24 protein-coding genes and 1 tRNA gene are annotated in these 24,569 nt (G+C 36.0%); 8 read left to right on the top strand and 17 right to left on the bottom strand.

The genetic code is table 11. The features are described 5' to 3' along the window. Positions 1-32: 32 nt before the first annotated feature. Together NMG63_RS00750 and NMG63_RS00745 are read right to left on the bottom strand one after the other, a co-directional pair. Positions 33-971, bottom strand: a complete 939-nt coding sequence (locus NMG63_RS00750) for an IS30 family transposase (protein WP_254006434.1) — start codon at positions 969-971, stop codon at positions 33-35. 129 nt (positions 972-1,100) lie between these two features. Beyond that, positions 1,101-1,820, bottom strand: a complete 720-nt coding sequence (locus NMG63_RS00745) for a DUF695 domain-containing protein (RefSeq protein WP_254007138.1) — start codon at positions 1,818-1,820, stop codon at positions 1,101-1,103. A 280-nt stretch (positions 1,821-2,100) separates the two neighbouring features. On the opposite strand from NMG63_RS00745, the gene NMG63_RS00740 reads away from it, so the two are divergent. Continuing rightward, positions 2,101-3,330 (top strand): MucBP domain-containing protein, encoded by a 1,230-nt coding sequence (locus NMG63_RS00740; RefSeq protein ID WP_254007137.1) that lies wholly within the window; start codon positions 2,101-2,103, stop codon positions 3,328-3,330. Between the two features lie 322 nt (positions 3,331-3,652). Here the strand turns inward: NMG63_RS00740 and NMG63_RS00735 are convergent, their stop codons facing one another. Beyond that, positions 3,653-4,558 carry a nucleotidyltransferase family protein gene (locus NMG63_RS00735; RefSeq protein ID WP_254007136.1) on the bottom strand — a complete coding sequence of 302 codons (906 nt, stop codon included), beginning with the start codon at positions 4,556-4,558 and terminating at the stop codon, positions 3,653-3,655. A gap of 183 nt (positions 4,559-4,741) precedes the next feature. Here NMG63_RS00735 and NMG63_RS00730 point away from each other — a divergent pair. Then, positions 4,742-4,815: transfer RNA gene (locus NMG63_RS00730), tRNA-Thr, on the top strand. 72 nt (positions 4,816-4,887) lie between these two features. Here NMG63_RS00730 and NMG63_RS00725 read toward each other — a convergent pair. After that, entirely contained in the window at positions 4,888-5,454 is a 567-nt protein-coding gene (locus NMG63_RS00725) for an Rv1352/Rv1906c domain-containing protein (protein WP_013852472.1), read from the bottom strand. A gap of 285 nt (positions 5,455-5,739) precedes the next feature. After that, complete coding sequence (locus NMG63_RS00720) at positions 5,740-6,303, bottom strand: Imm64 family immunity protein (RefSeq protein ID WP_013852471.1); 564 nt, start codon at positions 6,301-6,303, stop codon at positions 5,740-5,742. A 137-nt stretch (positions 6,304-6,440) separates the two neighbouring features. Here NMG63_RS00720 and NMG63_RS00715 point away from each other — a divergent pair, with 137 nt between their 5' ends. From NMG63_RS00715 to NMG63_RS00690, 6 genes are all read left to right on the top strand, one after another. Then, entirely contained in the window at positions 6,441-6,929 is a 489-nt protein-coding gene (locus NMG63_RS00715; RefSeq protein ID WP_254007135.1) for a GNAT family N-acetyltransferase, read from the top strand. 91 nt (positions 6,930-7,020) lie between these two features. Continuing rightward, on the top strand, positions 7,021-7,641 hold the full coding sequence (locus NMG63_RS00710; RefSeq protein WP_013852469.1) for a TetR/AcrR family transcriptional regulator: 621 nt from the start codon (positions 7,021-7,023) through the stop codon (positions 7,639-7,641). Beyond that, entirely contained in the window at positions 7,625-8,383 is a 759-nt protein-coding gene (locus NMG63_RS00705; RefSeq protein WP_254007134.1) for a phosphopantothenoylcysteine decarboxylase domain-containing protein, read from the top strand. The genes NMG63_RS00710 and NMG63_RS00705 overlap by 17 nt, the downstream gene beginning before the upstream one ends. Next, the gene (locus NMG63_RS00700) at positions 8,380-8,928 is read left to right on the top strand and encodes a flavoprotein (protein WP_254007133.1); all 549 of its coding nucleotides are present in this window, start codon (positions 8,380-8,382) and stop codon (positions 8,926-8,928) included. The genes NMG63_RS00705 and NMG63_RS00700 overlap by 4 nt, the downstream gene beginning before the upstream one ends. Then, positions 8,925-9,680 carry a type III pantothenate kinase gene (locus NMG63_RS00695; RefSeq protein WP_254007132.1) on the top strand — a complete coding sequence of 252 codons (756 nt, stop codon included), beginning with the start codon at positions 8,925-8,927 and terminating at the stop codon, positions 9,678-9,680. Before NMG63_RS00700 ends, NMG63_RS00695 begins: the two co-directional genes overlap by 4 nt. After that, entirely contained in the window at positions 9,670-10,284 is a 615-nt protein-coding gene (locus tag NMG63_RS00690; protein ID WP_254007131.1) for an ECF transporter S component, read from the top strand. The genes NMG63_RS00695 and NMG63_RS00690 overlap by 11 nt, the downstream gene beginning before the upstream one ends. 31 nt (positions 10,285-10,315) lie before the next feature. Here NMG63_RS00690 and NMG63_RS00685 read toward each other — a convergent pair whose 3' ends face one another. From NMG63_RS00685 to NMG63_RS00630, 12 genes are all read right to left on the bottom strand, one after another. Next, complete coding sequence (locus tag NMG63_RS00685; RefSeq protein ID WP_254007130.1) at positions 10,316-10,891, bottom strand: GNAT family N-acetyltransferase; 576 nt, start codon at positions 10,889-10,891, stop codon at positions 10,316-10,318. A 277-nt stretch (positions 10,892-11,168) separates the two neighbouring features. Then, positions 11,169-11,732: a Maf family protein gene (locus tag NMG63_RS00680; protein WP_254007129.1), complete on the bottom strand. Its 564-nt coding sequence runs from the start codon at positions 11,730-11,732 to the stop codon at positions 11,169-11,171. Positions 11,733-11,761: 29 nt separating this feature from the next. Continuing rightward, positions 11,762-12,487 carry an NYN domain-containing protein gene (locus tag NMG63_RS00675; RefSeq protein WP_254007128.1) on the bottom strand — a complete coding sequence of 242 codons (726 nt, stop codon included), beginning with the start codon at positions 12,485-12,487 and terminating at the stop codon, positions 11,762-11,764. Further along, complete coding sequence (locus NMG63_RS00670; protein ID WP_254007127.1) at positions 12,488-13,822, bottom strand: sensor histidine kinase; 1,335 nt, start codon at positions 13,820-13,822, stop codon at positions 12,488-12,490. Further along, positions 13,819-14,475, bottom strand: a complete 657-nt coding sequence (locus tag NMG63_RS00665) for a response regulator transcription factor (RefSeq protein WP_003775921.1) — start codon at positions 14,473-14,475, stop codon at positions 13,819-13,821. Before NMG63_RS00665 ends, NMG63_RS00670 begins: the two co-directional genes overlap by 4 nt. A 10-nt stretch (positions 14,476-14,485) precedes the next feature. Beyond that, positions 14,486-15,808, bottom strand: coding sequence for a phosphoglucosamine mutase (gene glmM, locus NMG63_RS00660; RefSeq protein WP_254007126.1), 1,323 nt, complete (start codon positions 15,806-15,808; stop codon positions 14,486-14,488). A 13-nt stretch (positions 15,809-15,821) separates the two neighbouring features. Beyond that, positions 15,822-17,213, bottom strand: coding sequence for a CdaR family protein (locus NMG63_RS00655; RefSeq protein ID WP_003775925.1), 1,392 nt, complete (start codon positions 17,211-17,213; stop codon positions 15,822-15,824). Then, on the bottom strand, positions 17,194-18,354 hold the full coding sequence (gene cdaA / locus NMG63_RS00650; protein WP_254007125.1) for a diadenylate cyclase CdaA: 1,161 nt from the start codon (positions 18,352-18,354) through the stop codon (positions 17,194-17,196). Before cdaA ends, NMG63_RS00655 begins: the two co-directional genes overlap by 20 nt. A 122-nt stretch (positions 18,355-18,476) precedes the next feature. After that, positions 18,477-20,159 (bottom strand): ABC transporter ATP-binding protein, encoded by a 1,683-nt coding sequence (locus NMG63_RS00645; RefSeq protein ID WP_254007124.1) that lies wholly within the window; start codon positions 20,157-20,159, stop codon positions 18,477-18,479. Continuing rightward, positions 20,146-21,840 (bottom strand): ABC transporter ATP-binding protein, encoded by a 1,695-nt coding sequence (locus NMG63_RS00640; RefSeq protein ID WP_254007123.1) that lies wholly within the window; start codon positions 21,838-21,840, stop codon positions 20,146-20,148. Before NMG63_RS00640 ends, NMG63_RS00645 begins: the two co-directional genes overlap by 14 nt. An 87-nt stretch (positions 21,841-21,927) precedes the next feature. Next, positions 21,928-23,874, bottom strand: a complete 1,947-nt coding sequence (locus NMG63_RS00635; RefSeq protein ID WP_254007122.1) for a DUF2207 domain-containing protein — start codon at positions 23,872-23,874, stop codon at positions 21,928-21,930. A gap of 42 nt (positions 23,875-23,916) precedes the next feature. Next, positions 23,917-24,471, bottom strand: coding sequence for a LemA family protein (locus NMG63_RS00630; protein WP_013852455.1), 555 nt, complete (start codon positions 24,469-24,471; stop codon positions 23,917-23,919). Positions 24,472-24,569 lie beyond the last annotated feature (98 nt).

Raw genomic sequence — 24,569 nt, 5'->3', positions numbered from 1 at the left:
GTATTGTGCCGACTCAATCCTTTTTTCTTTTATCAAATCTCAACCGCACCACTTTTACTTTTATTAAAGTCTATCTCATAGGCCGTTTTGAAGTCAAATATTTTTCGCGGCATTGAGTTAATTTTGAAGCAAATATCATCAAGATATTGTTGCGCTATATCATACATTGATTTACCTTTTGGTATAAACCTTCTTACTATTGCATTCGCTCGTTCATTGGTTCCACGTTGAAAAGAACAGTATGGATCACACTTATATAGTTTCACACCCAACCGCTTGGCTGTAATTCCTAATGTTTTAAATTCAAGTCCATTATCTACTGTTATCGATTTCGTGGTTATATTATTCTCTTCAATAAATTTTCGAATTAAGTTTGATGTGTAATAGTCATATCGATATTCTGCTTTAATAAGCCAGGTCATTCTTGAGCAGCGGTCTACAATGGATATAATCGCTGCAGATTCATGTTTCTTACCGATTATAGAGTCGATTTCGAGATGGCCAATCTCGTTACGTTTCTCAATGTATTTAGGTCTAAGGCTAATTGGAAGTACTGTTTTCTCTTCCAAGTTCCATCTCAAGTGATTCATCATTCCACTAATTCTCTTTTTACGTTTTCGACGTTTATAGCACATTCTATTTGGTTTTATATCAAGTTTACCTTGATTAATCCAGTTATAGACTTGCTGCGATGAAACACACGGTTTATATGGATGATATCGTTTATAGTTACTCAAGCATACTTCTACCGAATGAACTTTAGGATCATAGTGAGAATGCAGATATTCGATTAGGTGGGAATATTTTTCTCGAATATCAATCGTTCGTTTCTTATAGACATTATTTTTATATCTAGAAATCGTAGAATGAGATATATTGAGTTTACGTGCTGCCTTGCGCATAGAGTAGCCGATGCTTAATAGAATATCAATTTGGTCTTTCATTTTTTTATCTAATTGTTTATACTTCATATGGGAGCTCCTTTTAGTCGGGTGGGCTCCTTTTATTATACAAAAACAACCGCACCTTGGGTGGTGCGGTTGAGATTTGAATTTAGGAAAAAAGGATTGAAATCGGTATTGTGCCGACTCAATCCTTTTTTATTTATGGACGCTACACTTCCAACCTTCGTAATATCCGTTATATTGATTGGTCAGGGTTACGATGTGTTGTGAGATGCCATTCATTGTGGGTAATGTTGGTACAATCGAAGCGATCATACGTGTTTGAATCATGCCATCTTCCCGTGGTTCAAGGGTAAAGCTATCCGCAAATTGTTCAAAGTGTTGACCAAATTGTTGGGCATCTTCAAGACGTTCAAAAACTGTTAATACCTCTACATCACGTTCTACTTCAAAGCGTTCACCCTCGTTCTCTAGGTTCATACAAAGATTTTGATTGTAGATGATTGCGATTTGAAATTCATTTGGGTAAAGTAAACTTTTGTAGATTTCAAAATCATCGTGTTCGCGAACAATGACCCCGATGACTTCTTCGGGGAAGTGTTCTTTGAGGATAGACTCAAGCGCAATACAATCTTTAGAGACAAAGAAATAGTCACAAACATCATTTCCAGTTATAGCACCGATAAGCTGAACATCCATAGGACTTAAGAGATCGGTTATAGCGACCTCAAACGTATTCAAGGCATCAAAAGCTAGTTCCGTCGGAAATCCATTGTCTCGCCCCTTATACGGCTTTCTAACGACATAGAGGTGGGGATACCCTTCCTCGAAAACAAGTGCATTAAGATCCACACGAACACTGTGTGGTTTTTCATCCATTATTAGTGGATAAAATTGAAAATTTGATTCATACATAACATTAACCTACTTTCATTAAGATATCATCATGATACGGTATTTCATTATTTTTCTCTATTACTATAAACGATTAGAAATTGCCTCATTAACTAATTCCCTGATTTAAGGTTGTTTTTTCCTAATTTAGGCATTATCACTTAGATCATTCATAGAAATAGAATATTATTTATTCGAGTAATTAATAGTTGTACCTATAACAATAGCCTGCAAACATCCTAAGTTCACATTGAGCCGATACAATTTTTATACCTTAAGTCTAAGAAAGAGGAGGAATTATATGTTTAAAAAAATAATATCAATAAGTTTGATGTTTATTTTAGTGTTTGTGGGCACAAATAAAACTATAGCTGCTCAAGAACCTGAGAAAGAGACAATTACCGTTTATTCTACAGAAACTGAAGAATGGAATAACCTTTTAAGTGGAAAAATGGGAAGGGCTGAAAATAGAATCGGAGATGTGTTAGATTACACTGGTGGATATTCAGGTCTTTCATTTCTCAACTATCAACTACTTTTCACAACAGCAGATTATGACTTGATGGACTTTAAAGTTTATATCACTAGCTTTTCAGATAACAAAAAAACCCGAGAATATGAATATGATAACGGTGTAAGATGGCTTGATAAAAAAAATAATAACGAGTATTATATCGTGCCTCGTGACTATCCCCAAAACAATAAGGGAGCAATCGAAGCCATTAATTTCCCTCCTAACAATGATAATTACAAACAAATAATTGTTAAGACAGAGGAAGAGGCACAAGCATTAACAAATATTCATTATAAAGTAAATGTAGGTGACACTGTTCTAGAAATCACATTAGGGGATTTATTAAGTAACTCAGATACACATTTCCATATGGCTAGCTTTATGGGGTTAACACGGAGTGGAAGTTGGACATTTAGTGATTTTTACATGTCCACTGTATTTAGAGCAACCTACGAAAAAGAAATCGAACCTTCGAAAGGCGCAGATATTTATGTAAACTATATTGACGAAGACAACAACCATCTTCATCCGCAGAAAACACTCTCTGGTAACATTGGAGAATCCTTTACAACCGAAAAAGAAGAGATCCCCGAGTACACCTTCAAACACATACATGGAGAACCGGATGGCGTCTTTAGTGACATCCAACAGGAAATCACATATGTCTATTCGAAAAACATTAAAGAGATTACAGTTTCAAACACACCTGTTAATGATGATATCGCAATCACACCTGAGGTAATCAACATTCGTCCGACTCCCGAAAGTGGAGTTACGAAACCACCTCATATTGAAAAGCTTGTAAAACCTACACTTAATCCAGTTGAAACAATTGTAAATAGTGTCGAAATAGTTTCAAAAACAAACACTGAATCGGATGTGAAAAAAACACCTGTTGACACATTACCAAATGCAGGAGTCACAAATAAACAAAAATTTTTGGGACTACTCCTTTTAAGTGCCGGTGTTCTCTTATACAATACGAAGAGAATAAAACGAAACAAGAATACTAAATAGATTTTGATTTTATTGAATCTTTTCTTTATGGATGTTATTTACAATGAACGTTAGATTTTTTAAACTATATGAAACAACCTCTTGAAACGGAGTATTTATCAATACTTATCGAACAGGAGGTTTTCTATTTGTGGTTGTAGACATAGTATTCGGACCAGATTATACGCTCTAAAGTAATACGCCTACCTCATGGCTTTAAACACCAACACCATTAGAATAAAAAAAAGCATTACCATCTGAATAATCTTCAGACGATAATGCTTCACTCTTTTTTTATTTCGCAATTCACACAAGATGATAAATTTTAAACTAAAGCTTAATTTTACGCTTTATCCCAAAGTTTTTCTGGGTATGTACCATCTTCTTGGAACTTCGCAAACTGTGCAAGAACCATTGGTTTATCTTCTTGATATGTAACACCAAACCAGCGATCTGGAGTATCTAAGATTTTAACGGATAATTTACCGTCATTGATTAAAGATCCCACATCATTCGGTAGAAGTGCTTCTGATTTCATAGGGTTCTTCGCAACATCTTCTTTTAAGAATGTTTCGAATTTTGATTCCATTAAATCAAAGATTGCAGGTGTAAAGCCCCAGAAGTTCATTGAAACTTGTGTTCCATCAGCAATCAAAGTTTCATCAGGTCCTCCGACAACACCTTTATCTGTACGCTTAATACCATCTGTTTCCACAATATCTGTTAAGAAACCATCAACATTCTTACATACACCACGTGTTACTGTACCGTTGTCTGTGATTGTATTGTCCACAATGTATCCCATCATTGCAGCCTGTTGATCTGTAACATCTTCATTTAAGAAACGTGCCATTTCTACAAAAGCAGCTTTTCCGTAATAGTCATCTGCATTGATAATCATAAAAGGTCCCGATACATGGTTACGTGCAGCAAGCAGCGCATGTGTTGTTCCCCAAGGTTTTTCACGGCCTTCAACCCCTTCAAACCACGCTGGAACATCACTTGTACTTTGGAAAGCATATTCCACATTAATAAATGGTCTAATCTTACCAACAAGTTCTGCTTCAAAAATTGCTTCATGTTCCTCACGAATAATTAATACAAGTTTATTAAATCCTGCTTGAATTGCATCATAGATTGAAAAGTCGATGATTGCCTCGCCATTTTTTCCGAATTTGTCAATTTGTTTTAATCCACCGTAACGGCTTCCCATTCCGGCAGCTAATATTACTAAAGTTAAATCCTTCATACTTGCCTCCTATTTTTTAACATTGTACCACAGTTATACCGCTTTCATCAGTAAAAGTTACTTCTAAAAATTAGTAAAGCATTACTAAATAATGGTTATTCTTAACTAAATTATTTTTACTTGCTGTTTATTTGAAATAGTATTTGATTTTTTGAATAACATTGAGTATTATAGTAATGCAATGCCGCCATAGTTCAATGGTAAAATAGAGCAATGGTAATGCTCAGTTCCGAGTTCGATTCTCGGTGGCGGCACCATTAATATTAAAAAGAAAGCACGTATTGGTTATTCATTGACCAATTCGTGCTTTTTATTTTTATATCCCTTTATTAAAATGGTCGTTCAAGAATCGACGCTGAATTAAGCTTCAAATACTCTCCATCCTTCACATAAATCGTAATTGTATCCGTAAAGTTATTATTCTCGAGAATATCATCGACATTGTGGTTGGATGATGTTGTGATTTCATAATAACCACTTAACTCTGTTTTCAATTTATACGTTCCCGCTTCTAAGTGCTCCCCAATCTTATACATGCCATCTGCTTGAGGCTTAAGTTCTGGCGATGCTTCGTAAGGATAAATAAGTGCTCTTGATACCTCAATCATTTCATTCTCATTTAAAGTGATAATTGAGTTCCCTCTAAAATTGTCATTACTTTTAATTTGTGTCGAATTTTGATTTTTTATTTCAAAATAACCTTCTTGATCTGTAAGAAGCATGTATTCTCCTGGGTCTAAATCTGTTCCTACACTATACTTTCCACTCTCAAATGGAAATTCTTGAGAACTCGCACCCGCTTCAAATGTAACTAAATAATATAGACATGCGCATGCAACGATTAATACAAAAACACTTAGAAAAATTCTTCTTTTAATTTTTTTAGTCTCTTTCATGGACATCTCCTCCTAAACAGTACTAAGCATACTTCTTTTACACCTTAAATACTGCCCTTTTCTTGTCCACCTTGATAGAGTCAGGATTCAAGGGTTCAATAAACTGTTATGAAACCATACGCGTATTTATAAGAGTTTTGAGCACTAGTTTATGGTACATCCTCGTTTTATGAATGTTTGGGTTGGTGTGGTCTTTTTTGATTTAAAATAATATCTTAAACAGATTATGCTCACTTTAATCAGATGAACATAAAAAAAACAAGTCAATAGACCTGTTTTTAATTTTTAATGAGCGCCTCTTAAGGTAAAACCATCAAGGTACCATTGTGCATAGACTGTATTGCGGTCATTCATTTTGAAAAGTGCATAGGGTTGATGACCTACTTCGAGTAAGCGTTCTTTTGAATAGAGATATTCTGCTTCATTGTCACAGAATAAGTACTCGTACTCCACATTACGATCAATAATCTCAAAAACTTTAGTCATTAATTGAGTTGCTGATTCTAAATGTTCTACACTCTTTTCAGGTAGCAGATGTTCTTCCACAATATCAAATTTTACGACCAATGCATCCGTTTCATTGGTGATACTCATGCGTGTTTCCACATCCTTGTTTCCAATCTTAAATTCGATATCAGCGTAAGATGTTCGGTAAGCAAGTTTTTCGATTGTTGTATAGATATTTCCATCCACAGTTTCAGTAATCCAATCATGATAATCACCGTCTTTGGGGTGTGTTATTTCCATTTTCGTTTTATAACTGTCCACGAGATCCAGGATATTTTCAATTTGTCCAATTGTTTTATCTGAGGCTTCAAGTACAATACCAAGTCCTATAATTGTATTCATCGTATCCTCCTTTAAAGTACAACAAATATACAATACCTGCTCCTTTATGTAAAGACACACGCGCATTTGAATTTTCCATAAACATTCACTAAGTGCCTGCCTAGCACATGTTAGACTGTTTTAAAGGAGGGGTAAATATGAATACAAAAAATCAACCTGCTTTTATACACTTATCAGAAACCTTACATCTTGTGAAATTTGATGTCTTATCGGATGAAGCGCGATCATGGATGGAAAATGAGGATTTGATGTTTGCTCTTCGCGGAGATCGGATGATCTTTTCTGATCAAGAGGTCGAGTCGTATTATGCGAATCTTGCTGAGAATGGTGAACTCTACTATATAGAAATTCTTAACGGTGATACGTTTCACCAATGTGGTAGTGTGGCACTGATACGAAATCAAATTAAAATTATTGTTGATCCGAGATATCAAAACCAACATATTGGAACTGCCGCGGTGGAAGGTTTGTTGTTTCGCGCTACGGTATTAGGAATCCCACAAATTTATGCGCAAGTAAGAAACCACAACACCTTTTCATTAAAGTTGTTTCAAAACCTTGGTTTCAAGATTATTGATGAAGCCGATCACGTCATTACAATGTGTTGTGATACCAAGCCATTTTAATGGCTTTTTTATTTACACTTGACTTAATGACATCTGTGTCATAAAATAAATTTAGAAAAATGACACAAGTGTCATTAAGTGAGGTGTTTCAATGACTCGTGTTTCAAATGAAGCCATGCGTAAAGCTAAATATGAACTTATTCTCGAAAAAGCACGTCTTGTCTTCTGTCGTAAGGGGTATGCCGGTGTTACGATGAAAGATATTATCGAGGAATGTGAGATTAGTCGTGGGGGAATATACCTATATTTCAGCTCCATAGAAGAAATTTTTAAAGACGTCGTCTTGTCACGAGAGCGTCGTAAATTTGAAGGCATACGTGATTCAGTCCATCAGAATGTTGATTTTTTGGAATTGTTGGATGCTTATTTCTTAACACAAAAGAAGCGACTGCTTAATATGAGCGAGAGTTTGTTGCGAGCAATGTACGAATATCATTTCACTCATAAATCGGAAGCGGATTTTGCTTTTAGAGAAGCTCAGGTTGATAATATTCGAAATACACTTGAAGAGATGTTATCTCTAGGTGTTAAACAGAACTATGTCGTGAACCCTAATATTGATGCACTCCGTGATCATATGATGTTTATGATCGAGGGTTTAAGTGTCTATTCACTTTTAGGGGGACTTACTGAAGCCAATGTAGATGAGCAGTTTAAACAACTGCGCGCAATGATTCTAGCAAAGGATGTCTCTTATGAAAACAAATTATAACGTTTGTATCACGTCGGGAGGAACTTCTGAACCCATAGATACAGTACGACGCATCACCAATACTTCTACAGGTCGTCTAGGGAGTAAAATTGCAGATGCTTTTATTGAAGCCGGTGCGAATGTTTATTATGTTTACGCCAAAGGCAGTGCTCTTCCGAGTTTAGCCTGTAGACAGTATGAGGTCGATACGGTGGATTCCGTTTCGAAAGTTCTTACACTACTTTTTGATTCTGTTTCCTTTGATGTCATGATTCACGCAATGGCAATCAGTGATTATGAGGTTGACACAATCTCTTCACTTGAAGCCATGACCGCAAGCATTCAGACGCTATTAGCGAAAACATCTAAACCGTCTAAAGGGGAAATTAAACAAGCGTTACTGGATTCAAAAGAACCAACACGTTCGAAGATTTCTTCTTCGAATAGAAATCTCGTTTTAACCTTGAAACAAACCCCTAAGGTCATCAATCAACTTAAAGCAAAACAACCAAATGTCTTTCTAGTCGGATTTAAATTATTATCCAATACAAATTTAGAATCACTAAAGAACGCAGCCTTTTCTCAAATTAGCCAAGCAGGCAGCGACCTTGTCGTGGCGAATCGTTTAGAAGATATTCACCACAATGAACACATCGCTTACTTTATTGATCAAACAGGTTTGATTCACCAAGCGCATACCAAGGAAGAGATTGCTTCTTCACTTGTACAAATACTCTATAAAAAGAGTCAGGAGTCGATATGAAAACAATTCTATTAGGTGTCAGTGGTAGTATTTCAGCTTATAAATCTGCTGATTTAGCCAATGAACTCACAAAAAGAGGTTATACGGTTCATGTGATTATGACCCATTCTGCACAAGCATTTATTACCCCACTTACATTGCAATCACTGACTAAAAATCCTGTTCATTATAATGTCTTAAATGAAGATGATCCAAATAAAATCATGCACATTGATTTAGTTAAGTCTGCAGACTTGCTTCTGATAGCACCTGCAACTGCAAACATCATCGCAAAAATTGCACATGGCATTGCGGATGATATGTTGTCGACAACTACATTGGCGGTCCATGGTATTCCTAGACTTATTGCTCCCGCAATGAATACTTATATGTATGAAAATGAAGCAACAACCGATAATTTAGACATCCTACGGAAACGAGGGTGGATTGAGGTTGAGCCACGAAGTTCCTTATTAGCATGTGGAGATTATGGTAAAGGCGCACTCGCAGAAATTGAAACAATACTCGCGTATGTTGATTCGGCTTTAGAAGGAGTTACAGCATGATTTGTGTAATTAATATCGGTAATACCAATACTGCATTTGGATTTGGGGATAACGAATTGATTGATCAGTTTACAATCCCAACTCATGCGTACCAAACACAAAATGATTTTTTAAAGTATTTTGAAGTTCAAAATCGACACGAACACATTGATGCTTGTGTTATCGCATCCGTTAGGCCTGATAAGACACAATTAATTAAATGTTCGATGGATTCTTATTTCAAGTTAAATGCGAAAGTATTAGATCACGGTGATGATTTTGAGATAGACTTTTCTCTTTACCCTTACGGCAAGCTGGGAATGGACCGTATTATCGCTCTGTACGCCGCAAAAGAACTTTACGGAGGAAATATTGCAGTTTTTGATTTAGGGACTGCCACAACGGTCAATGTGCTCTCAGACAATCAATTTAAAGGGGGTGCCATTATGCCTGGTGTTCGTCTTGGCTTAAGTGTCCTTGGAGAAAAAACAGGACTTCTACCTACCATTAATCTTAATGATACACCGCATTATTTAGGATTAGATACAGAGCAAAATATATTATCTGGTGCTCTGTTTGGCACCGCATCCGTTTTAAAAAACTATCGTGAACTCATATCTCAAGACTATCCGAATACAACGTTTGTTGTCACGGGTGGTAATTCCAAAGCAATTTTACCGTTATGTAATGGCTCGTGGAATTTCCAACCTGATTTATTACTACAAGGCCTCCTAACATGGTGGACACAAAAAGGACTTACTTATGAAAACTAAAAAGAAAACTTTAAACTATACACTCTTTACCCTATTTGCCGCAATTATTATCTTACTTTCGGTAACGCCACTTGGTTTTATACATCTTGGCTTTATCAAAGCTACAATTGTCCACATCCCAGTTATCATCGGTTCGATTATCTTAGGACCAACAGCAGGCGCTGGATTAGGCATAATTTTTGGAATAAACTCCATCATAAATAATACAATCAGCCCATCTATATTATCTTTCGCCTTTTCACCTCTTGTGCCAGTTATTGGAACGACGTCTGGAAGTCCGTTTGCTTTAATCATTGCACTACTCCCTCGAATCTTGGTTGGGATTGTTCCTTACTATATTGTAAAGAGTGAGTTTATTAAAAAGGACTCTATTCGTCTTGGTTTAGCCGGTTTTATCGGTTCAATGACGAATACTATTTTAGTTATGGGACTCATCTATTTGCTCTTTAAAGATGCCTACGGTTCGGCACGGGGTATTGAAGGTTTAGCGGTAACTAAAGCAATGCTTAGCGTAATAGTCATTAATGGGATTCCAGAAGCTATTGTATCCACACTGATTACAATTCCCATTACTAAAGCACTTTATAAAATACGAAGAAAATAAAAAAGAATCTCGATAATCTCGAGATTCTTTTTTATTCGATATACAATTTTGTGTACTTTTCTAATAATGATTTTGGTAGGGTAAATCCATACATTTCTTTAATTTTGAATCCAACATCTACATTCTCAACGTCTTTACCAATTGGTAGATATAATAAATTATAGATAACACCATAGGCTTCCCAAGTATATTCTGTAACTACGGAGTCATTTTGTTCGTAAAAACCAATGCGTTTTGTGCGAATAATGCGATCTTCTTCGCTCTCAGCTTTATCGGGTCTTTCACTCTCGATCAATAATCCATCAACATCAAGGGTTTCTCGTATTTTTTGTAAGAACAGTGTCCCAATCCCTTGACCACGTCTGGCTTGCGTCACAGCATAGTAATCAAGGAGCGCAACGCGCCCTTCTTCATCAGTGATAAAGTTTGCGTAAGCAAGAAGTACATCATCTTCAACCATAACTAAAACAGAGTAACGTCCATCTCTAAACATTCTTTTTATACTGTGTAATGATCTTAATTCATCATCTGGGAAATCATTGACCATAAAATTGTTGTAGATGGGAATGAACGCCTCATAATTTAATTCCTTTATTTCGTAACCCACAATAACACCTTCTACTTTCATTCTCTATGTATATCATGACATATTGAGACAAATAAGCAAATGCGAAAAAAAATAACGTTTTATACGCTATTTTATCTAAAATAAAAGATGCCCCACGCACCTTTTATTCCTTCATTTGAAAGGCATGATAGTTTTGCTACCAATAGTTATTACTTCCTTACAATACCTTAAGTTATTGAAATTTAGGTTAAATATGGAACAAAACTTATAATTTTTGATATAAAATGCATAAAAAAAAAACGAATTGCTTCGTTTTTTACCACTCGTTGTGGATTAATTCTTGATTTACTCGAGAAATTGGTAGACCCATTACAGAATAGAAGTCACCAACAATTTCTTTCACAAATACAGAACCAAACCCTTGTATACTGTAACTGCCAGCTTTATCTAAAGGTTCTTTGGTTGCGACATAAGCATCGATTTCTGCTTCTGTTAGTTCAAAGAATTCAACTTCAGTTTTAACTGAGAATACACGTTTGCATTCCGATGATACAAGACAGACACCTGTAATGACGTCATGTTTTGATCCAGATAATTTCATTAAAGTATCTTTTGCGTCTTCTTCATTTTTAGGTTTCCCTAGAACTTCTCCGTTGAACACAACTACGGTATCTGATCCTAGGACAACACAATCTTGATAGTTCTCAAAAACACTTAATGCTTTTTCTTCAGATATTCTTTCTATTTGTTCTTCCACAGTAAGCGATGAATCAAGGGTCTCATCACTTGTCGGTGATACAACATTAAAAGCCACCCCAAGTTTCGTTACTAATTCTCGTCTTCTTGGTGATTGACTCGCTAAAACTAATTTCTTATGCATACAAATCCTCTTTTCACTTACATTATAAACTATTTGTTTCGGATGTACACATGTTTAACATTACTATTTGGAATCCGTCTTTCATCGATGTCGAATTGTCCAAGTGCTTTGATGAGCGGTGTTAATTGATAATATCCATAGTTTCGCGGATCAAAATCCGGTTGTTTTTTCATAATTAAATTTCCTAAATCGCCCATAAATACATATCCATTATCATCTGCGAGGTCATTAACTGAGGATGCAATGAGTTGGTGCAACTTATTCTTTTTGTCTACAGAGAGTTTTGTTTTGGAGTCGACATTTTCAGTTTCGACAAGATCGATAATTTCAATATAAATGAACTTGTCACAGGATGCGATAAAAGCGCTTGGAGTCTTCTGTTCGCCAATTCCAATGACATACTTCCCTGCTTCCCTTAAACGCACTGCAAGGCGCGTAAAATCACTGTCTGAAGAGACAATACAGAATGATTCAACATTTCCTTCATACAGAATATCCATCGCATCAATAATCATTGCGGAATCTGATGAGTTTTTTCCAGTTGTATAAGAGTATTGTTGGATGGGAGTGATTGCATGTTCCAGCAAATGACTTTTCCATCCTGAAGCAGTTTGTTTTGTCCAATCACCGTAGATTCTTTTTACTGTAGGTGTACCATAACGAGCAACTTCTCGTAATACGCCCCCAATATTAGCATATGGAACGTTTTCTGCATCAATTAATACTGCAATTCGTGAATCAATTTTTTGTTTCATTTAAATTCCTGCCTTTCTAATTTCAAATATAACGCCTTCGTCAACGTTTGAAGCACTTACTGAATAACCATAATTCGTTGCGACTTTATTAACGATTGAGAGTCCCAGCCCAAACTGACCACCCTCACCTTTTTCATAAGCATTAAAAATCTGTTCTGTTCTATTTTCATTGATTATCGATCCATCATTGTATACCGATAGGTAATTATCTTTTAATGTGATAATAATCTTTGTCTTAGCGTATCGCAGAGCATTATCGAGAAGATTCTCAACAACAACCCGCCACGGCTCCTCTGTACCAAAAAATACATTATGTTCTTCGGCATTTAGAATTAGTTCGATTTCTGGTCTTATTTGACTTGAAGAAACAATTACCGACTCTATCGTTTCTTTCAACTCTATATTACTATTCTGATCGATTTGTTCATGAGTCATGTAATCCATTCGATTCAACATCAATAGATTATAAACTTTCTTCTCTAAACGATCTGCATGTTGAATAATGACATCAACTGACTTCTCAAGCGTCTCGTAAGGATAAACACCATCTTTGATCGCTTCACTGTACGATTTAATCGTCGCTATCGGTGTTTTAAGATCATGTGATATGTTTTGAATCATTTCTTCTTTAACACGCTCTTGGCGCTTCAATTCCTCGTTCATCTCAACTAACACATCTGCCAGCTCACCAATTTCATCATGACGTTCAATATTTAATTCTGCATCTTCGTTTCGCTTTATTTTCTCAATATACGCACGGATTTGGTTTAATGGATGAATAATATAACTAACCCAAACAAGTAATAATAAGAAAACAACACCAATAATTATCAAAATCATATTAATAACATTATTTAATAATAACGATTTAAATTCGTTCTGATAATTTCTAGAAATTAAAGTTGCAATACTTGCTTGTTTATCCGGGATATTTGTAATGGTATAAAGACTGCTATCTTTAAATCGGTAGTTAATGCTTTGTTCGAGCTCCACTGCATCCATTTGAATCTTAACTTGTTTTAATAAATCCACATTGATGAGACTTAAACCATTTGATTTTATACTACCGTCTTTATTTCGAATAACATGGATAATATTCGGATCATTTGCTCCATATAAATCGACATCATCCAACCCACGTTTATAGTTATAAATAACATTCTGTTGTGTTCGATGGATTAAGTCGTACATTTGCTTATCAACAAACTTATCGATATTTAAAGATAACGCTCCAAAAAAGAATACTAAAAAGAAAGCAAAGGTAAAAACAACAATTGCAATTAATTGCTGTGTTAACGATAGCTTTCTTATAAACTCACGAATATTTCTCATCATCCAAGACGATATCCGAATCCGTATATTGTTTGTATATTAAGACCAGGCATTTTTTTTCGAAGACGTCTTAAGGTATCATCTACAACTCGATCCGACCCAAAATAATTGGTTTCCCAAACATGAACTAAAATCTGTTCACGCGTAAAGGCAACACCTCTATTTTTAACGAAAAGCATTAAGAGATCAAACTCTTTTGTTGTAAGTTCAAGTTCATAGCCATCTTTGCTCGCTTTACGCTGTTTCTCATCAATGACATAACCATCAACTTCCGTTTGAAGGTCTTGATTATAAGAACGCTTAATAATGTTATTAACCCGCAGCACTAATTCTTTTGGTGAGAAAGGTTTCGTAATATAATCATCACTACCCTTTTCCAAACCAATAATTCGATCAAATTCTTTATCTCGTGCAGACATAAAGATTACCGGAGTTGCAGGCGAATGCATTTTAATGCGTTCAATCAAATCAAAACCACTCTTATCATCAAGCATTATATCCAAAATCCAAAGATGAACATCGTCATCCTGAACATGGGCATTCGCTTCATCATATGTGTAATAAGAGCGGACTTCATAACCAGCGTTTTCTAAATAACTCTTTACAAGTTCATTTAAATCTTTTTCATCTTCTACAATACTGATCACATATTTCATATTATCACCCTTACTCAATGTTATTGATTACATTAATCATATCATTGACATAGTGTTCACACAAATCATCTGTTTGTGCTTCTACCATGACGCGGACAAGCGGTTCTGTACCTGACGGTCTAAGAAGTAATCGCCCTTCGTCACCCAATTCGCGATGAATGCGATTCTCAGCTTCTTTTACAGCGTCATGATTCATAACTGCTTGTTTATCATTAACAGGAACATTTTGAAGTAGTTGCGGGAATCGAATACATTCCGAACCGAGTTCTGCTAGTGTTTTTCCAGCTTTTGATGCTATTTCTGCAATAACAAGTGCAGTCAACACGCCATCACCTGTCGTCGCATAATCCTTCAGTATAATATGTCCAGATTGTTCTCCACCAAGTTTGTAATCATTCTCATTCATTGACGCATAAACATGTTTATCACCAACATCTGTTGTAATTACATTCAAACCTGATTTTTGACAGGATTTCAAGAATCCTAAATTAGCCATGACGGTTGATACAATCGTATCTTCTTTAAGTTGCTTTTCCGATTTGAAGAAACGACCAAGAATAAACAAGATTTCGTCACCATCAACCATCTCGCCTTTATGATTTACTGCAAGACAGCGATCTGCGTCACCGTCAAATGCAAATCCCATATCTGCACCCATTTCAACTACTTTTGCTTGAAGTGACTCCGGATGTGTTGAACCACACTCAGTATTAATATTGAGTCCATCAGGATTGTTATTCATGACTGTCACACAAGCACCTAAATCTTTAAAGAGACGTTCAGCGGAAGAAACAGCCGAGCCATTTGCCGTATCGAGGACGACGTTCAAACCATCAAAACGCACATCGATTAGAGATTCAAGATATTGAATGTATGTTTCCAATCCTTCCGGAAATTCCACAACACGTCCAATTTCATTACTGTGCGCAACATCGATGGATAGTTCACCATCAATGTACGCTTCAATTTTTTCTTCTAGCTCTGCAGATATTTTCATACCTGTCGAAGCAAAGCATTTTAAGCCATTATCGTAGTAAGGATTATGACTCGCGGAAATCATTACACCACCTGCGAACCCTTCGTTTTTAACTGCGTATGCAAGTGCTGGAGTAGCACAAACACCAAGTAGATATACATCAGCACCCATAGATGTTGCTCCTGCAGCAATTGCACTTGCAAACATTCCTGAAGAAAGTCGTGTGTCTTGTCCAACTACAATCTTCTCACCTCTAAACGAGTAACCTAAGTATTGTCCCACTTTAATTGCAATATCCAAACTTAGAGCATCATTCGCTTTACCGCGAAGTCCGTCCGTTCCAAAATACTTACCCATAAATACTTACCTCTTATTTTCTAAAACTAAATACTGCTGTTTCTTTTGTTGATTTTACTGTGTAGAGAGACGATGTTGGATCGTTGTATTCTACATAGAGTTTAACCTCTTGATTATCACCTGGTTCAATGTCACGCATATCAATATATACTTTAACGTTTTCAGGTTTGAATTTTTCAATATTTTCTTTTGTTCCAAACACTTCTAATGATGTCGTTGTTGCTGTTTTTTGATCGCCAGATGTGCCTGGTGAAATCTTCAACTGATTAACATTATGTACAAATAGAATTGGAATATCGTCAAATTTCTTAGTTTCACCCTCGCCGAGCTTGATATCAAAGTTTACTTTAGAAACTGTACCATGACGAACTCCGGATGGAAGGCTAATGTTATGAACGAGTTTTGTATCTTTTGTGAGACCACTCGCTTGAATTGGAACTTTAATTTCTTCAATACTATCAAGAACCGATTGTTGTGCGTAAATTGTCATCGCTTCGTTATCCATTGATAACGATGCAATCGCCTTACCTTCTGGAATATCTCCTTGGAAAACTGGCTTAATCGGAACTGTTTTATTAGGTGATGTTACATCTACCTTCGCTTTAACTGTTTTCGGCAATACATCCACCGTCGTTAGACGTTCACCTTGTTGGTTATAAGCTACGATTTCTGCGTCAGTAGTAAACTGTTCAGTTTGGCCACTAACATCAATTAATGCTTTTACGAATGCTACTTGTGACATTGTTTCTTTCGACGCTTTAATCGTTACATCTTGTGTCTCTAACTCTGGCGTACCCAATACATATTGGCTTCCAAGTTTGTTTTGGTTAACGAATTCAGTACTTAACGTCATACGTTTTGCTTCTTTGATTCGAATCGTTACATTAGCAGAAGCCGGTGTAATTGTTGTTCGAATACGAGCTGACGTTATATTTGTTTTGTAGTTAACTTGATGTGTTCCTTCTGCAAGGCCACTCAAATCTAATTCAACTTTAAGATCATTTTGAGGGTTTACCATTGAAATATCACTATAATCCCCAAATACAATGACATCAACTTTCTCATCAAAATCTACAACTTCATACATCTCAGAGTTATACTTTACAACAACTGGGACATCTGGAATTTGACGCGCTTGATTTACTGGAGATGGCGTGGATGCAGATACATTGAATGCAAAATAAATAAGTAATGCAACTGCGAATGCCACGAGTTTAGCGTGACGTGGATTAAAGAGAATTCGGTCAAACCATGCACTCAACCAACGAAGTACTCGAAGGAATGCATCTCCAATTGATTCGGTTAAATTCGTAATTTTTTCAGATCTTTCTGCGATAATCTGTGCAAGCTCAAGTTTATCCTCAGAATCAAATTTCTTATTTTTCTTATCTTTCTTCGGACTCATTTGGCTCACCTCCTTCATCGTTTAGTTTCTCTGATGAATTCGTATCATCTACGATCGTTACTGGTTCCTCAACATCGGTTGTTTTTGAATCTTCATCCTGTGACGAATGATCTTGATTACTTGTTAAGTCTTGTACGTTCTCTGTTGACTTATCTTTTGTATCGGCATCCTTAGGTTTTTTCTTGAAGATACCCATTAATTTTGAAAAGTCCCGCTTTTCCACATTTGTTTCTGTAGGTTCCGTCGATTTAAGGTTTAAATCTGAACTATCAACCTTCTCAATTTTAATTGGATCAACGTTTAATTTTGATAAATTAAATTTACGTTGTTTACGATGAGCGCCTAGACTTTGACTTACTTCTTTTTCACTATTTTGGATAAGAAGATTGAGATACTCTCGTAAGCTCGCAGCATCCATTTCTCGAAGTTTTCCACCTTCAGCAATCGAAATTGTTCCCGTTTCTTCGGATACAATAATTGTTACTGAGTCTGTAACTTCACTTAATCCAATCGCAGCACGGTGACGCGCACCATAGCGAGTTGGTAAATCTTGAGCAGTCGGTGGGAAATAGGCCGACGCACATGCGATGCGATCCCCTTGGATTATTACTGCACCATCATGAAGTGGTGTCGACGTAACAAAAATAGAACATAAAAGTTCCGAGGTAACGGATGAATTAATTGGTGTACCCGTTTTAATATAATCTGCTAAAGAGTGACCTTGTTCAAGTGTAATAAGTGCACCTGTTTTTCGTTCTGCAAGCACGGTTGCTGCATCAACGAGTTCATCCACAAGTTTTTCTTTCTCATTACCGGATAAAGAATGGAGTGCTGAAAAAACGGATGTTTTTCCGAGTCTTTCCAACATAGCTCGGATTTCCGGCACAAATATAATGACTACGACTAAGAATCCATATTGAATCAATAGATCGAGTAGAGCTTTTAATGTAGTGAGGCTTAGTTTATGAGCAACAAAGCGCATCGCAATGATTAATACGATTCCTTTGAAAATCTGAACAGTTCGAGAATTATTTCTAACAATTCTCAAAATGTAATAAACCAAAACCCAAATAATTGAAAAGTCTACGATAGCCTTTAAACTATTGATGATTGATTGAAATGTTATTAAGGCAAATGGCATAAGAACCTCCTTATTCTCACTAATTATATCACGCTATCGGTGAATATTCATGACTGTCTATAAGAATATCATATTTTGTGTTTTTATTAAATATATTCATTAGATTGTCACATAACTTCACATCAGTATTGACTCATGTAAAGTTCTTGGTAAAAGCCTTTAAGTTCCATAAGTTCCTGATGGGTACCTTGTTCTACGAGTCTTCCAGATTTCATTACTAGAATCATATCCGAATCCGTAACAGTTGAGAGTCTATGCGCTACAAAAAACGTCGTGTGCGATTTCATAATTTGAGTGAACACGTTTTGAATATGTCGTTCTGTAACGACATCGACACTACTGGTCGCTTCATCCAGGATAATTATCGGAACATCGACCAAGAGAGCTCGAGCAATCGTGATGAGTTGCTTTTGACCCAATGACATATTTTTGGATCCAGAGGTGACGCGAGTGTCATATCCATCATCAAGTGAAATAATATATTCATGACAACCTGCTTGTTTTGCAGCACGCACAATTTCTTCTTCTGTCGCCATTGCATTTCCATAGGAAATGTTGTCACGAATGGTTCCCTCAAATAACCATGGATCCTGTAAAACGATTGACATTGTATGACGAATGCTTGCACGAGAAACTTCATCCACTTTTAAGTTGTCAATTAAGATTGATCCTGAATCCACATCGTAATAACGCATCAATAGATTTAACATCGTAGATTTACCAGCTCCTGTAGGACCGACAATTGCAACCTTACTTAAAGGCTTGATACTCAAATTTAAGTTTTCAATAATTGTATTATTTCCATCATACGAGAAGTTTACATTTTCAAAAGCAACAGTTTTTCCTTCTAATTTTTCTTCATGTTCACAATCAATTTGATTTTCTTCATCAAGAATTTTTTCTATACGCTCATAACTCGCCTTAGCAGCAATTATTTGGGAAATAATCGCACTAAACTCATTGAATGGTTTAGAGAACATCATTGAATAACTTAGGAAACTTGTCATAAGTCCAATTGTTAATGTATTATTCAATACACCAAAAGCACCTGTTAATCCTAATAATACATAAGATAAATTATTCATTAATCGTGTTGTAGGATTTGTGAGGGCCGACATAAACTGTGCTTTTTCACCTACTTTATTTAGTGATTCATTGATGAGCGAAAATTCTCGGATTGCCTGGTCTTGATAATTACTTGTAAGAATTAACTGGTAATTGTCAACAAATTCAGATGTTCTACCACTAAGTTTACCCGAAAGTTCCTGTTGTTGTTGAAAGTATCCATACGATTTTCGCGAAATCACTTTAGAAGTAAAGTAGACAATCGGAACCATCACAAACACGACGAGACTCATCACAATATTTATGCGAATCATATAAAACGCCGCTACTAAAACAACAAAAACCCCTCCTAGAAACTGAGTTAACAAGAGATAAAGTCCATCAATAATAAGTTCGCTGTCCATTACAAACAAATTTTGAATATCACCCTGTGCGTGCTGATCGATAAAAGAAATTGGTAAGCGCGTGATTTTGTGCATGAGTTTTGACCTTAAATCTGAGACAAATCGAACAGAAAAACGATTTGCCATGCGATTGGTTGCCCAACTTAGTATGAAATGAATCATATACGCAATCGCTGTATAACTTAACATTTCAATCGCATATTTTAGATCAACATTTTGGTATCCCACCATGCCATCAATTGCTTTACCAAGAAAATAGGGTGTGATCACTAAAGCAATACTTGAGATGATACTTGTTAGAATGCAAAATAGGAGTAGTTTTCTATTTTTCTTCATGTGTATCCTCCTCTTGCAATGCGTAGATGCGTTGATATAAATCGCAACTTTCCAGAAGCGATTCATGGGTTCCTTGCGCAATAATAGTTCCATTATCAATAACAATAATACTTTCTGCGTTCATAACCGAACTTGTTCTCTGGCTGATAATGATTTTAGTGCTTTGTGCATAATAACGTTCTAAATTCTCACGAAGTCGTTTATCCGTGAGATAATCGAGAGCACTGAATGAGTCATCAAAAATCAACAGACTCGGTTCTTTGGCAAGTGCTCGCGCAATACTCAATCGTTGACGTTGACCACCCGAGAAGTTTGTCCCTCCCTCTTGAACCTTTACATCTAATCCCTTTTCCACTAACTCTTTCCCCTCGGCATGTTCTAATGCCTTCGCAGCATCACTCTCTTGACCCATTTGGATATTATCTTCCATCGTCACACTCAAAAATGAAGCACTTTGGGATACATACCCTATACGATTACGTAGTGAGGCAACAGAATAGGTTGTTATATCTTTATCATTAATTTTAAGGGTTCCTTCACTTACATCGTATAATCGAGGTAATAATTTTACCAAACTACTTTTTCCACTCCCAGTAAGACCAATTATTCCTAAAGTCTCATTTGGATTGATTTTCAAATTGATATTCTTTAATATTTTGCGATTTGTATGGGGATACGCAAACGAAACATTTTGAAATTCAATTTTTATCGGTCCCTCCGAAAGAATCGCTTCTCCAGATACATCCATTGTTGGCTCTAGATGAAGAATCTCATTAACTCTTTTCTTTGAAGTATACCCTCTCGCAAAAATCATAACTAAATTCATAAAAACGATAAGGGTCATGACAAGTTGGGTACAATAGTTTATAACTGCCACCATTTGCCCTTGCGTCATCATTCCCTCATTGATTTGTAGGGCGCCCGAATAGACGAGAACTACAAGTACCAAATTCATCATAAAAGAAGTCAAGGGACTCGAAAGTGTTGATACAAATCCTACCTTTAATTGCTTCTGTTCTAACAGATTATTAAGGTTTTTATAATTTTCAATTTCACGATCAGTTTGGGAAAACGCACGAACAATTCTAACACCACTTAAGTATTCTTTAACCTTATGACCAACTTGATCAAGTGTTGTCTGTGCATCGAGATGATAAACCATTGAGAACCTCATAAATAGGCCTACAACAAGAAGGAAAAGGGGAAGAGCAATCATTAACTGTTTGCCTAACATTGGGCTAAGTTGGTAGAGCGCGTACAAGCTCCCTAACATGATCATCGGAGCTCGAACCGCTAGACGAATTGTCTTAGCAATCATTTCCTGAATTTGATTAACATCAGTTGTAACACGAGTTGTCAACATTGAACTTGAAAATAAATTTGTGTCTCCAAGAGACAGAGTGTTAATTTTTTCAAACAACGAAAGACGAATACGACCCCCAACTTGCTGTGAAATTTGAGATGCCAAATATTGACAGACAATTGAAGACATATAACCTAATATCGTGAATAGAAACATGTATCCGCTTATTTTATAAATGTATTTCAAGTCATTTCCTGCGATACCGACATCAATTAATTTCACCATTAGTAATGGTAAAAACAATTCAAAAACGGCTTCAATAAATTTAAAAACAATTGCAATTATCGTTTTGAATTTGTAACCTTTAAAAAAATCCATCATAACCCCCTATGTTCAATACTAATATTATACCTTATATTTCAATTTCCTGAATATAAAGAAAAAAGCATCTCTTTTGAGATGCCTTTACCAGCTTCCGCCACCAGTTCCACCAAATCCTCCACCAGAGAATCCGCCGCCACCGCCGCCGGAACCAAATGAACCGCCGCCACCCGATGAGGCTGTAGGAGCTGGAATTGAAACCATTGATGATTGTAAGGTATTCATCGAACGACTCAACGAATGCCACATATAGTAAGATGTAAAATTAGGTTGAGAGGAAATATACCAGTCAGGTTGTTGGATTGCAATTGATTCAAATTTCTTCGACCAGATATCTGTGACACCAAGAACGTATGCATAAGGAAGAATATTATAAAATATCTCCGGTGTCTCTTCAACTAAAGCTTCAATTCTACTTTGCTCAGCAACTTCAATGAATCGCTTGAGTCCTAATATTTGTCCGTACCACTCCGAACCAATCTGTGTTCTACGCCCCATATTAGCAACACTCACAACACTTACTAAATAAAATATGTAAGCTAAGAGCATTGGAATCGGATTTTTAAAACCCCATCCAGTCGCAAAGGTTAAAGCAACTGTCGCGATTGCACTAATAACAATAAACAAGATCGACATGCTTTTGGGTTTACGAGTACCTGCTACACCGTCAAAAGATGTAGCATAATATCCGAAAATACCTAAAACCATAAAAAGACCGTAGCCCATAATTCCAAAGATATAAGCATCATCTTCAATTCCCATACGTGCATATCCGACAGATGCTAATACAATTGAAATACCAATTGGCGCTAAAAACATTCCAATAGACTTCAAGACTGTAGATTTTCTTGAAAAAACACGTTCCTCTTTGTTTTGTCTAAATCTTAAAGATAAAGACGCTGTGGCATTGCTAATCACATTACCAAATTTCGTATTGAGTTCTTTTGTAGTTACTTCTTCTCTATTTTTAAAGAGTGCATTAAATACACGCAACTCTTCGCGATTTCGTACATCTGATAACTCAGCAATCTTAGTTAACTTAATGTTAGTTCCTTTTTCATCCAACTCTTCAATCGTTAGGTAACCTTTTGAAGCCCAATAAATAATTAAAGAAACAATATCGTTAGATTTTGAATAGCCACGATAAACATACCCTATTTCAGCACTTGATAAACCATAAGGTGCACTGAATTCTACCGTCTCCACAACAGGATACTCACGTCCATATTTTAGGAAAAGAACAGAAATAATGAGAGCGAGAATTCCTGAAATTGTCACCGTGATGGGTGTTTTATCAAAAACAGGAAATTCAAAATAATTGTGCGGTAAATCTAACCAAACCGTTAAAGCCTGCTTATAAAGAGGTTGGTCAAATGATCCAGTAATTGTCGTTCCATCTACTCTATAGTTCACAGGCAAATTATCACTTGTTGCGTAAAATTTTGGGTTCGATTCAAATTCCTTCGGCATTTGGATTTTGAATGATGTTTTCATCATTGGGAAATCCCAATTTTTTGTAATTAAATTCTGATATAACAGATCGCCTCGAGATAATTCCAAGTCTCTCGTATTAACGACATATGAAAATTCATATTGTTGGGAGCCTTGTAGATATTTCCCAGGTGTCCCAATTTTTAATACAGCTCCATCACTATTATGATCAATATCAACCTCACGATTCTTCACTCGGATATCTGATGTTGGGAAAACATAATCTTTTTTCCCTTCGCCAAAGTCATAATCATTATAGCGGTCGGAAATTGTTACAAAAATCCCTTGTCTTGGCTCGTGGAAATATGCATCCAAGACAATATTGATATTTATGCGACCATCTTCTTTAACATCCAAAGTAATATCAAATGATTCCCCAACTACTGGAAATCCATAATCCTTATAATGATTCTGAATATCTGAAGAAGTAGGGTCGGGTAAACTCACTGCATTGCTCTTTGTCTCATTTGCCGATAAAGGAGTTATGAAAAGTGTTAAAGATAACACCATAATAAATAACAACTGTTTTATGCGTTTCATAAAATAATCCTCCTTATAAAAAAAGGGAGTAACCTCCCTCAATTAAAACTGAACTTTAACGTTTTGACGTTCTGACTCATTATCAACTTCATAAAGAGGTTTGCGTCCAAATCCAAACATATTCGCAAAAATATTTGTAGGGAATGTTTCACGCTTTGTATTATACTGACGTGTTACACCGTTATAGTATTTACGGGATTGCGCAATTTCTGTCTCAATTGTTTTAAGTTGACCTTGCAAATCCATAAAGTTTGTATTTGCTTTAAGATCAGGGTAACTTTCGGTAAGTGCAAACAAGCGTCCCATTGTCTTACTTAAATCACCTTCTGCAGCTAATTGTTCTTCCATGCCTTGAGCATTTACAGCCTTATTACGAGCCGCAATAACATTTTCGAGTGTATCTTTCTCATGTCCTGCATAACCCTTTACCGTTTCTACAAGGTTCGGAATTAAATCGTAACGTTTTTTCAAATATACATCCATTGTTGAGAAAGCTTCCTCAACCATATTACGAAGTTTTACTAATCCGTTGTAAGCTGAAATTGCAAACAATGCAATTACAACCACAATTGCTAAGATTATCATCCAAAGTTTCATAATCAACACCTCCATGTGTTATCTAGATAGTACAACTTAATACTAAATAAGTCAATTATTCACACTTTTCGTTATTGCATTTATAAGTCTGTTGAGAA

Source organism: Erysipelothrix amsterdamensis (genome assembly GCF_940143175.1).
GTDB lineage: Bacteria > Bacillota_I > Bacilli_A > Erysipelotrichales > Erysipelotrichaceae > Erysipelothrix > Erysipelothrix amsterdamensis.
Note: the sequence above shows the minus strand (reverse complement) of the source record. Positions and strands in the feature narration are given on the sequence as shown.

Coding starts and splice junctions, on each gene's coding strand:
- NMG63_RS00750 (WP_254006434.1), bottom strand. CDS start 971: ATGAAGTATAAACAATTAGATAAAAAAATGAAAGACCAAATTGATATT.
- NMG63_RS00745 (WP_254007138.1), bottom strand. CDS start 1,820: ATGTATGAATCAAATTTTCAATTTTATCCACTAATAATGGATGAAAAA.
- NMG63_RS00740 (WP_254007137.1), top strand. CDS start 2,101: ATGTTTAAAAAAATAATATCAATAAGTTTGATGTTTATTTTAGTGTTT.
- NMG63_RS00735 (WP_254007136.1), bottom strand. CDS start 4,558: ATGAAGGATTTAACTTTAGTAATATTAGCTGCCGGAATGGGAAGCCGT.
- NMG63_RS00725 (WP_013852472.1), bottom strand. CDS start 5,454: ATGAAAGAGACTAAAAAAATTAAAAGAAGAATTTTTCTAAGTGTTTTT.
- NMG63_RS00720 (WP_013852471.1), bottom strand. CDS start 6,303: ATGAATACAATTATAGGACTTGGTATTGTACTTGAAGCCTCAGATAAA.
- NMG63_RS00715 (WP_254007135.1), top strand. CDS start 6,441: ATGAATACAAAAAATCAACCTGCTTTTATACACTTATCAGAAACCTTA.
- NMG63_RS00710 (WP_013852469.1), top strand. CDS start 7,021: ATGACTCGTGTTTCAAATGAAGCCATGCGTAAAGCTAAATATGAACTT.
- NMG63_RS00705 (WP_254007134.1), top strand. CDS start 7,625: ATGAAAACAAATTATAACGTTTGTATCACGTCGGGAGGAACTTCTGAA.
- NMG63_RS00700 (WP_254007133.1), top strand. CDS start 8,380: ATGAAAACAATTCTATTAGGTGTCAGTGGTAGTATTTCAGCTTATAAA.
- NMG63_RS00695 (WP_254007132.1), top strand. CDS start 8,925: ATGATTTGTGTAATTAATATCGGTAATACCAATACTGCATTTGGATTT.
- NMG63_RS00690 (WP_254007131.1), top strand. CDS start 9,670: ATGAAAACTAAAAAGAAAACTTTAAACTATACACTCTTTACCCTATTT.
- NMG63_RS00680 (WP_254007129.1), bottom strand. CDS start 11,732: ATGCATAAGAAATTAGTTTTAGCGAGTCAATCACCAAGAAGACGAGAA.
- NMG63_RS00675 (WP_254007128.1), bottom strand. CDS start 12,487: ATGAAACAAAAAATTGATTCACGAATTGCAGTATTAATTGATGCAGAA.
- NMG63_RS00670 (WP_254007127.1), bottom strand. CDS start 13,822: ATGATGAGAAATATTCGTGAGTTTATAAGAAAGCTATCGTTAACACAG.
- NMG63_RS00665 (WP_003775921.1), bottom strand. CDS start 14,475: ATGAAATATGTGATCAGTATTGTAGAAGATGAAAAAGATTTAAATGAA.
- glmM (WP_254007126.1), bottom strand. CDS start 15,808: ATGGGTAAGTATTTTGGAACGGACGGACTTCGCGGTAAAGCGAATGAT.
- NMG63_RS00655 (WP_003775925.1), bottom strand. CDS start 17,213: ATGAGTCCGAAGAAAGATAAGAAAAATAAGAAATTTGATTCTGAGGAT.
- cdaA (WP_254007125.1), bottom strand. CDS start 18,354: ATGCCATTTGCCTTAATAACATTTCAATCAATCATCAATAGTTTAAAG.
- NMG63_RS00645 (WP_254007124.1), bottom strand. CDS start 20,159: ATGAAGAAAAATAGAAAACTACTCCTATTTTGCATTCTAACAAGTATC.
- NMG63_RS00640 (WP_254007123.1), bottom strand. CDS start 21,840: ATGGATTTTTTTAAAGGTTACAAATTCAAAACGATAATTGCAATTGTT.
- NMG63_RS00635 (WP_254007122.1), bottom strand. CDS start 23,874: ATGAAACGCATAAAACAGTTGTTATTTATTATGGTGTTATCTTTAACA.
- NMG63_RS00630 (WP_013852455.1), bottom strand. CDS start 24,471: ATGAAACTTTGGATGATAATCTTAGCAATTGTGGTTGTAATTGCATTG.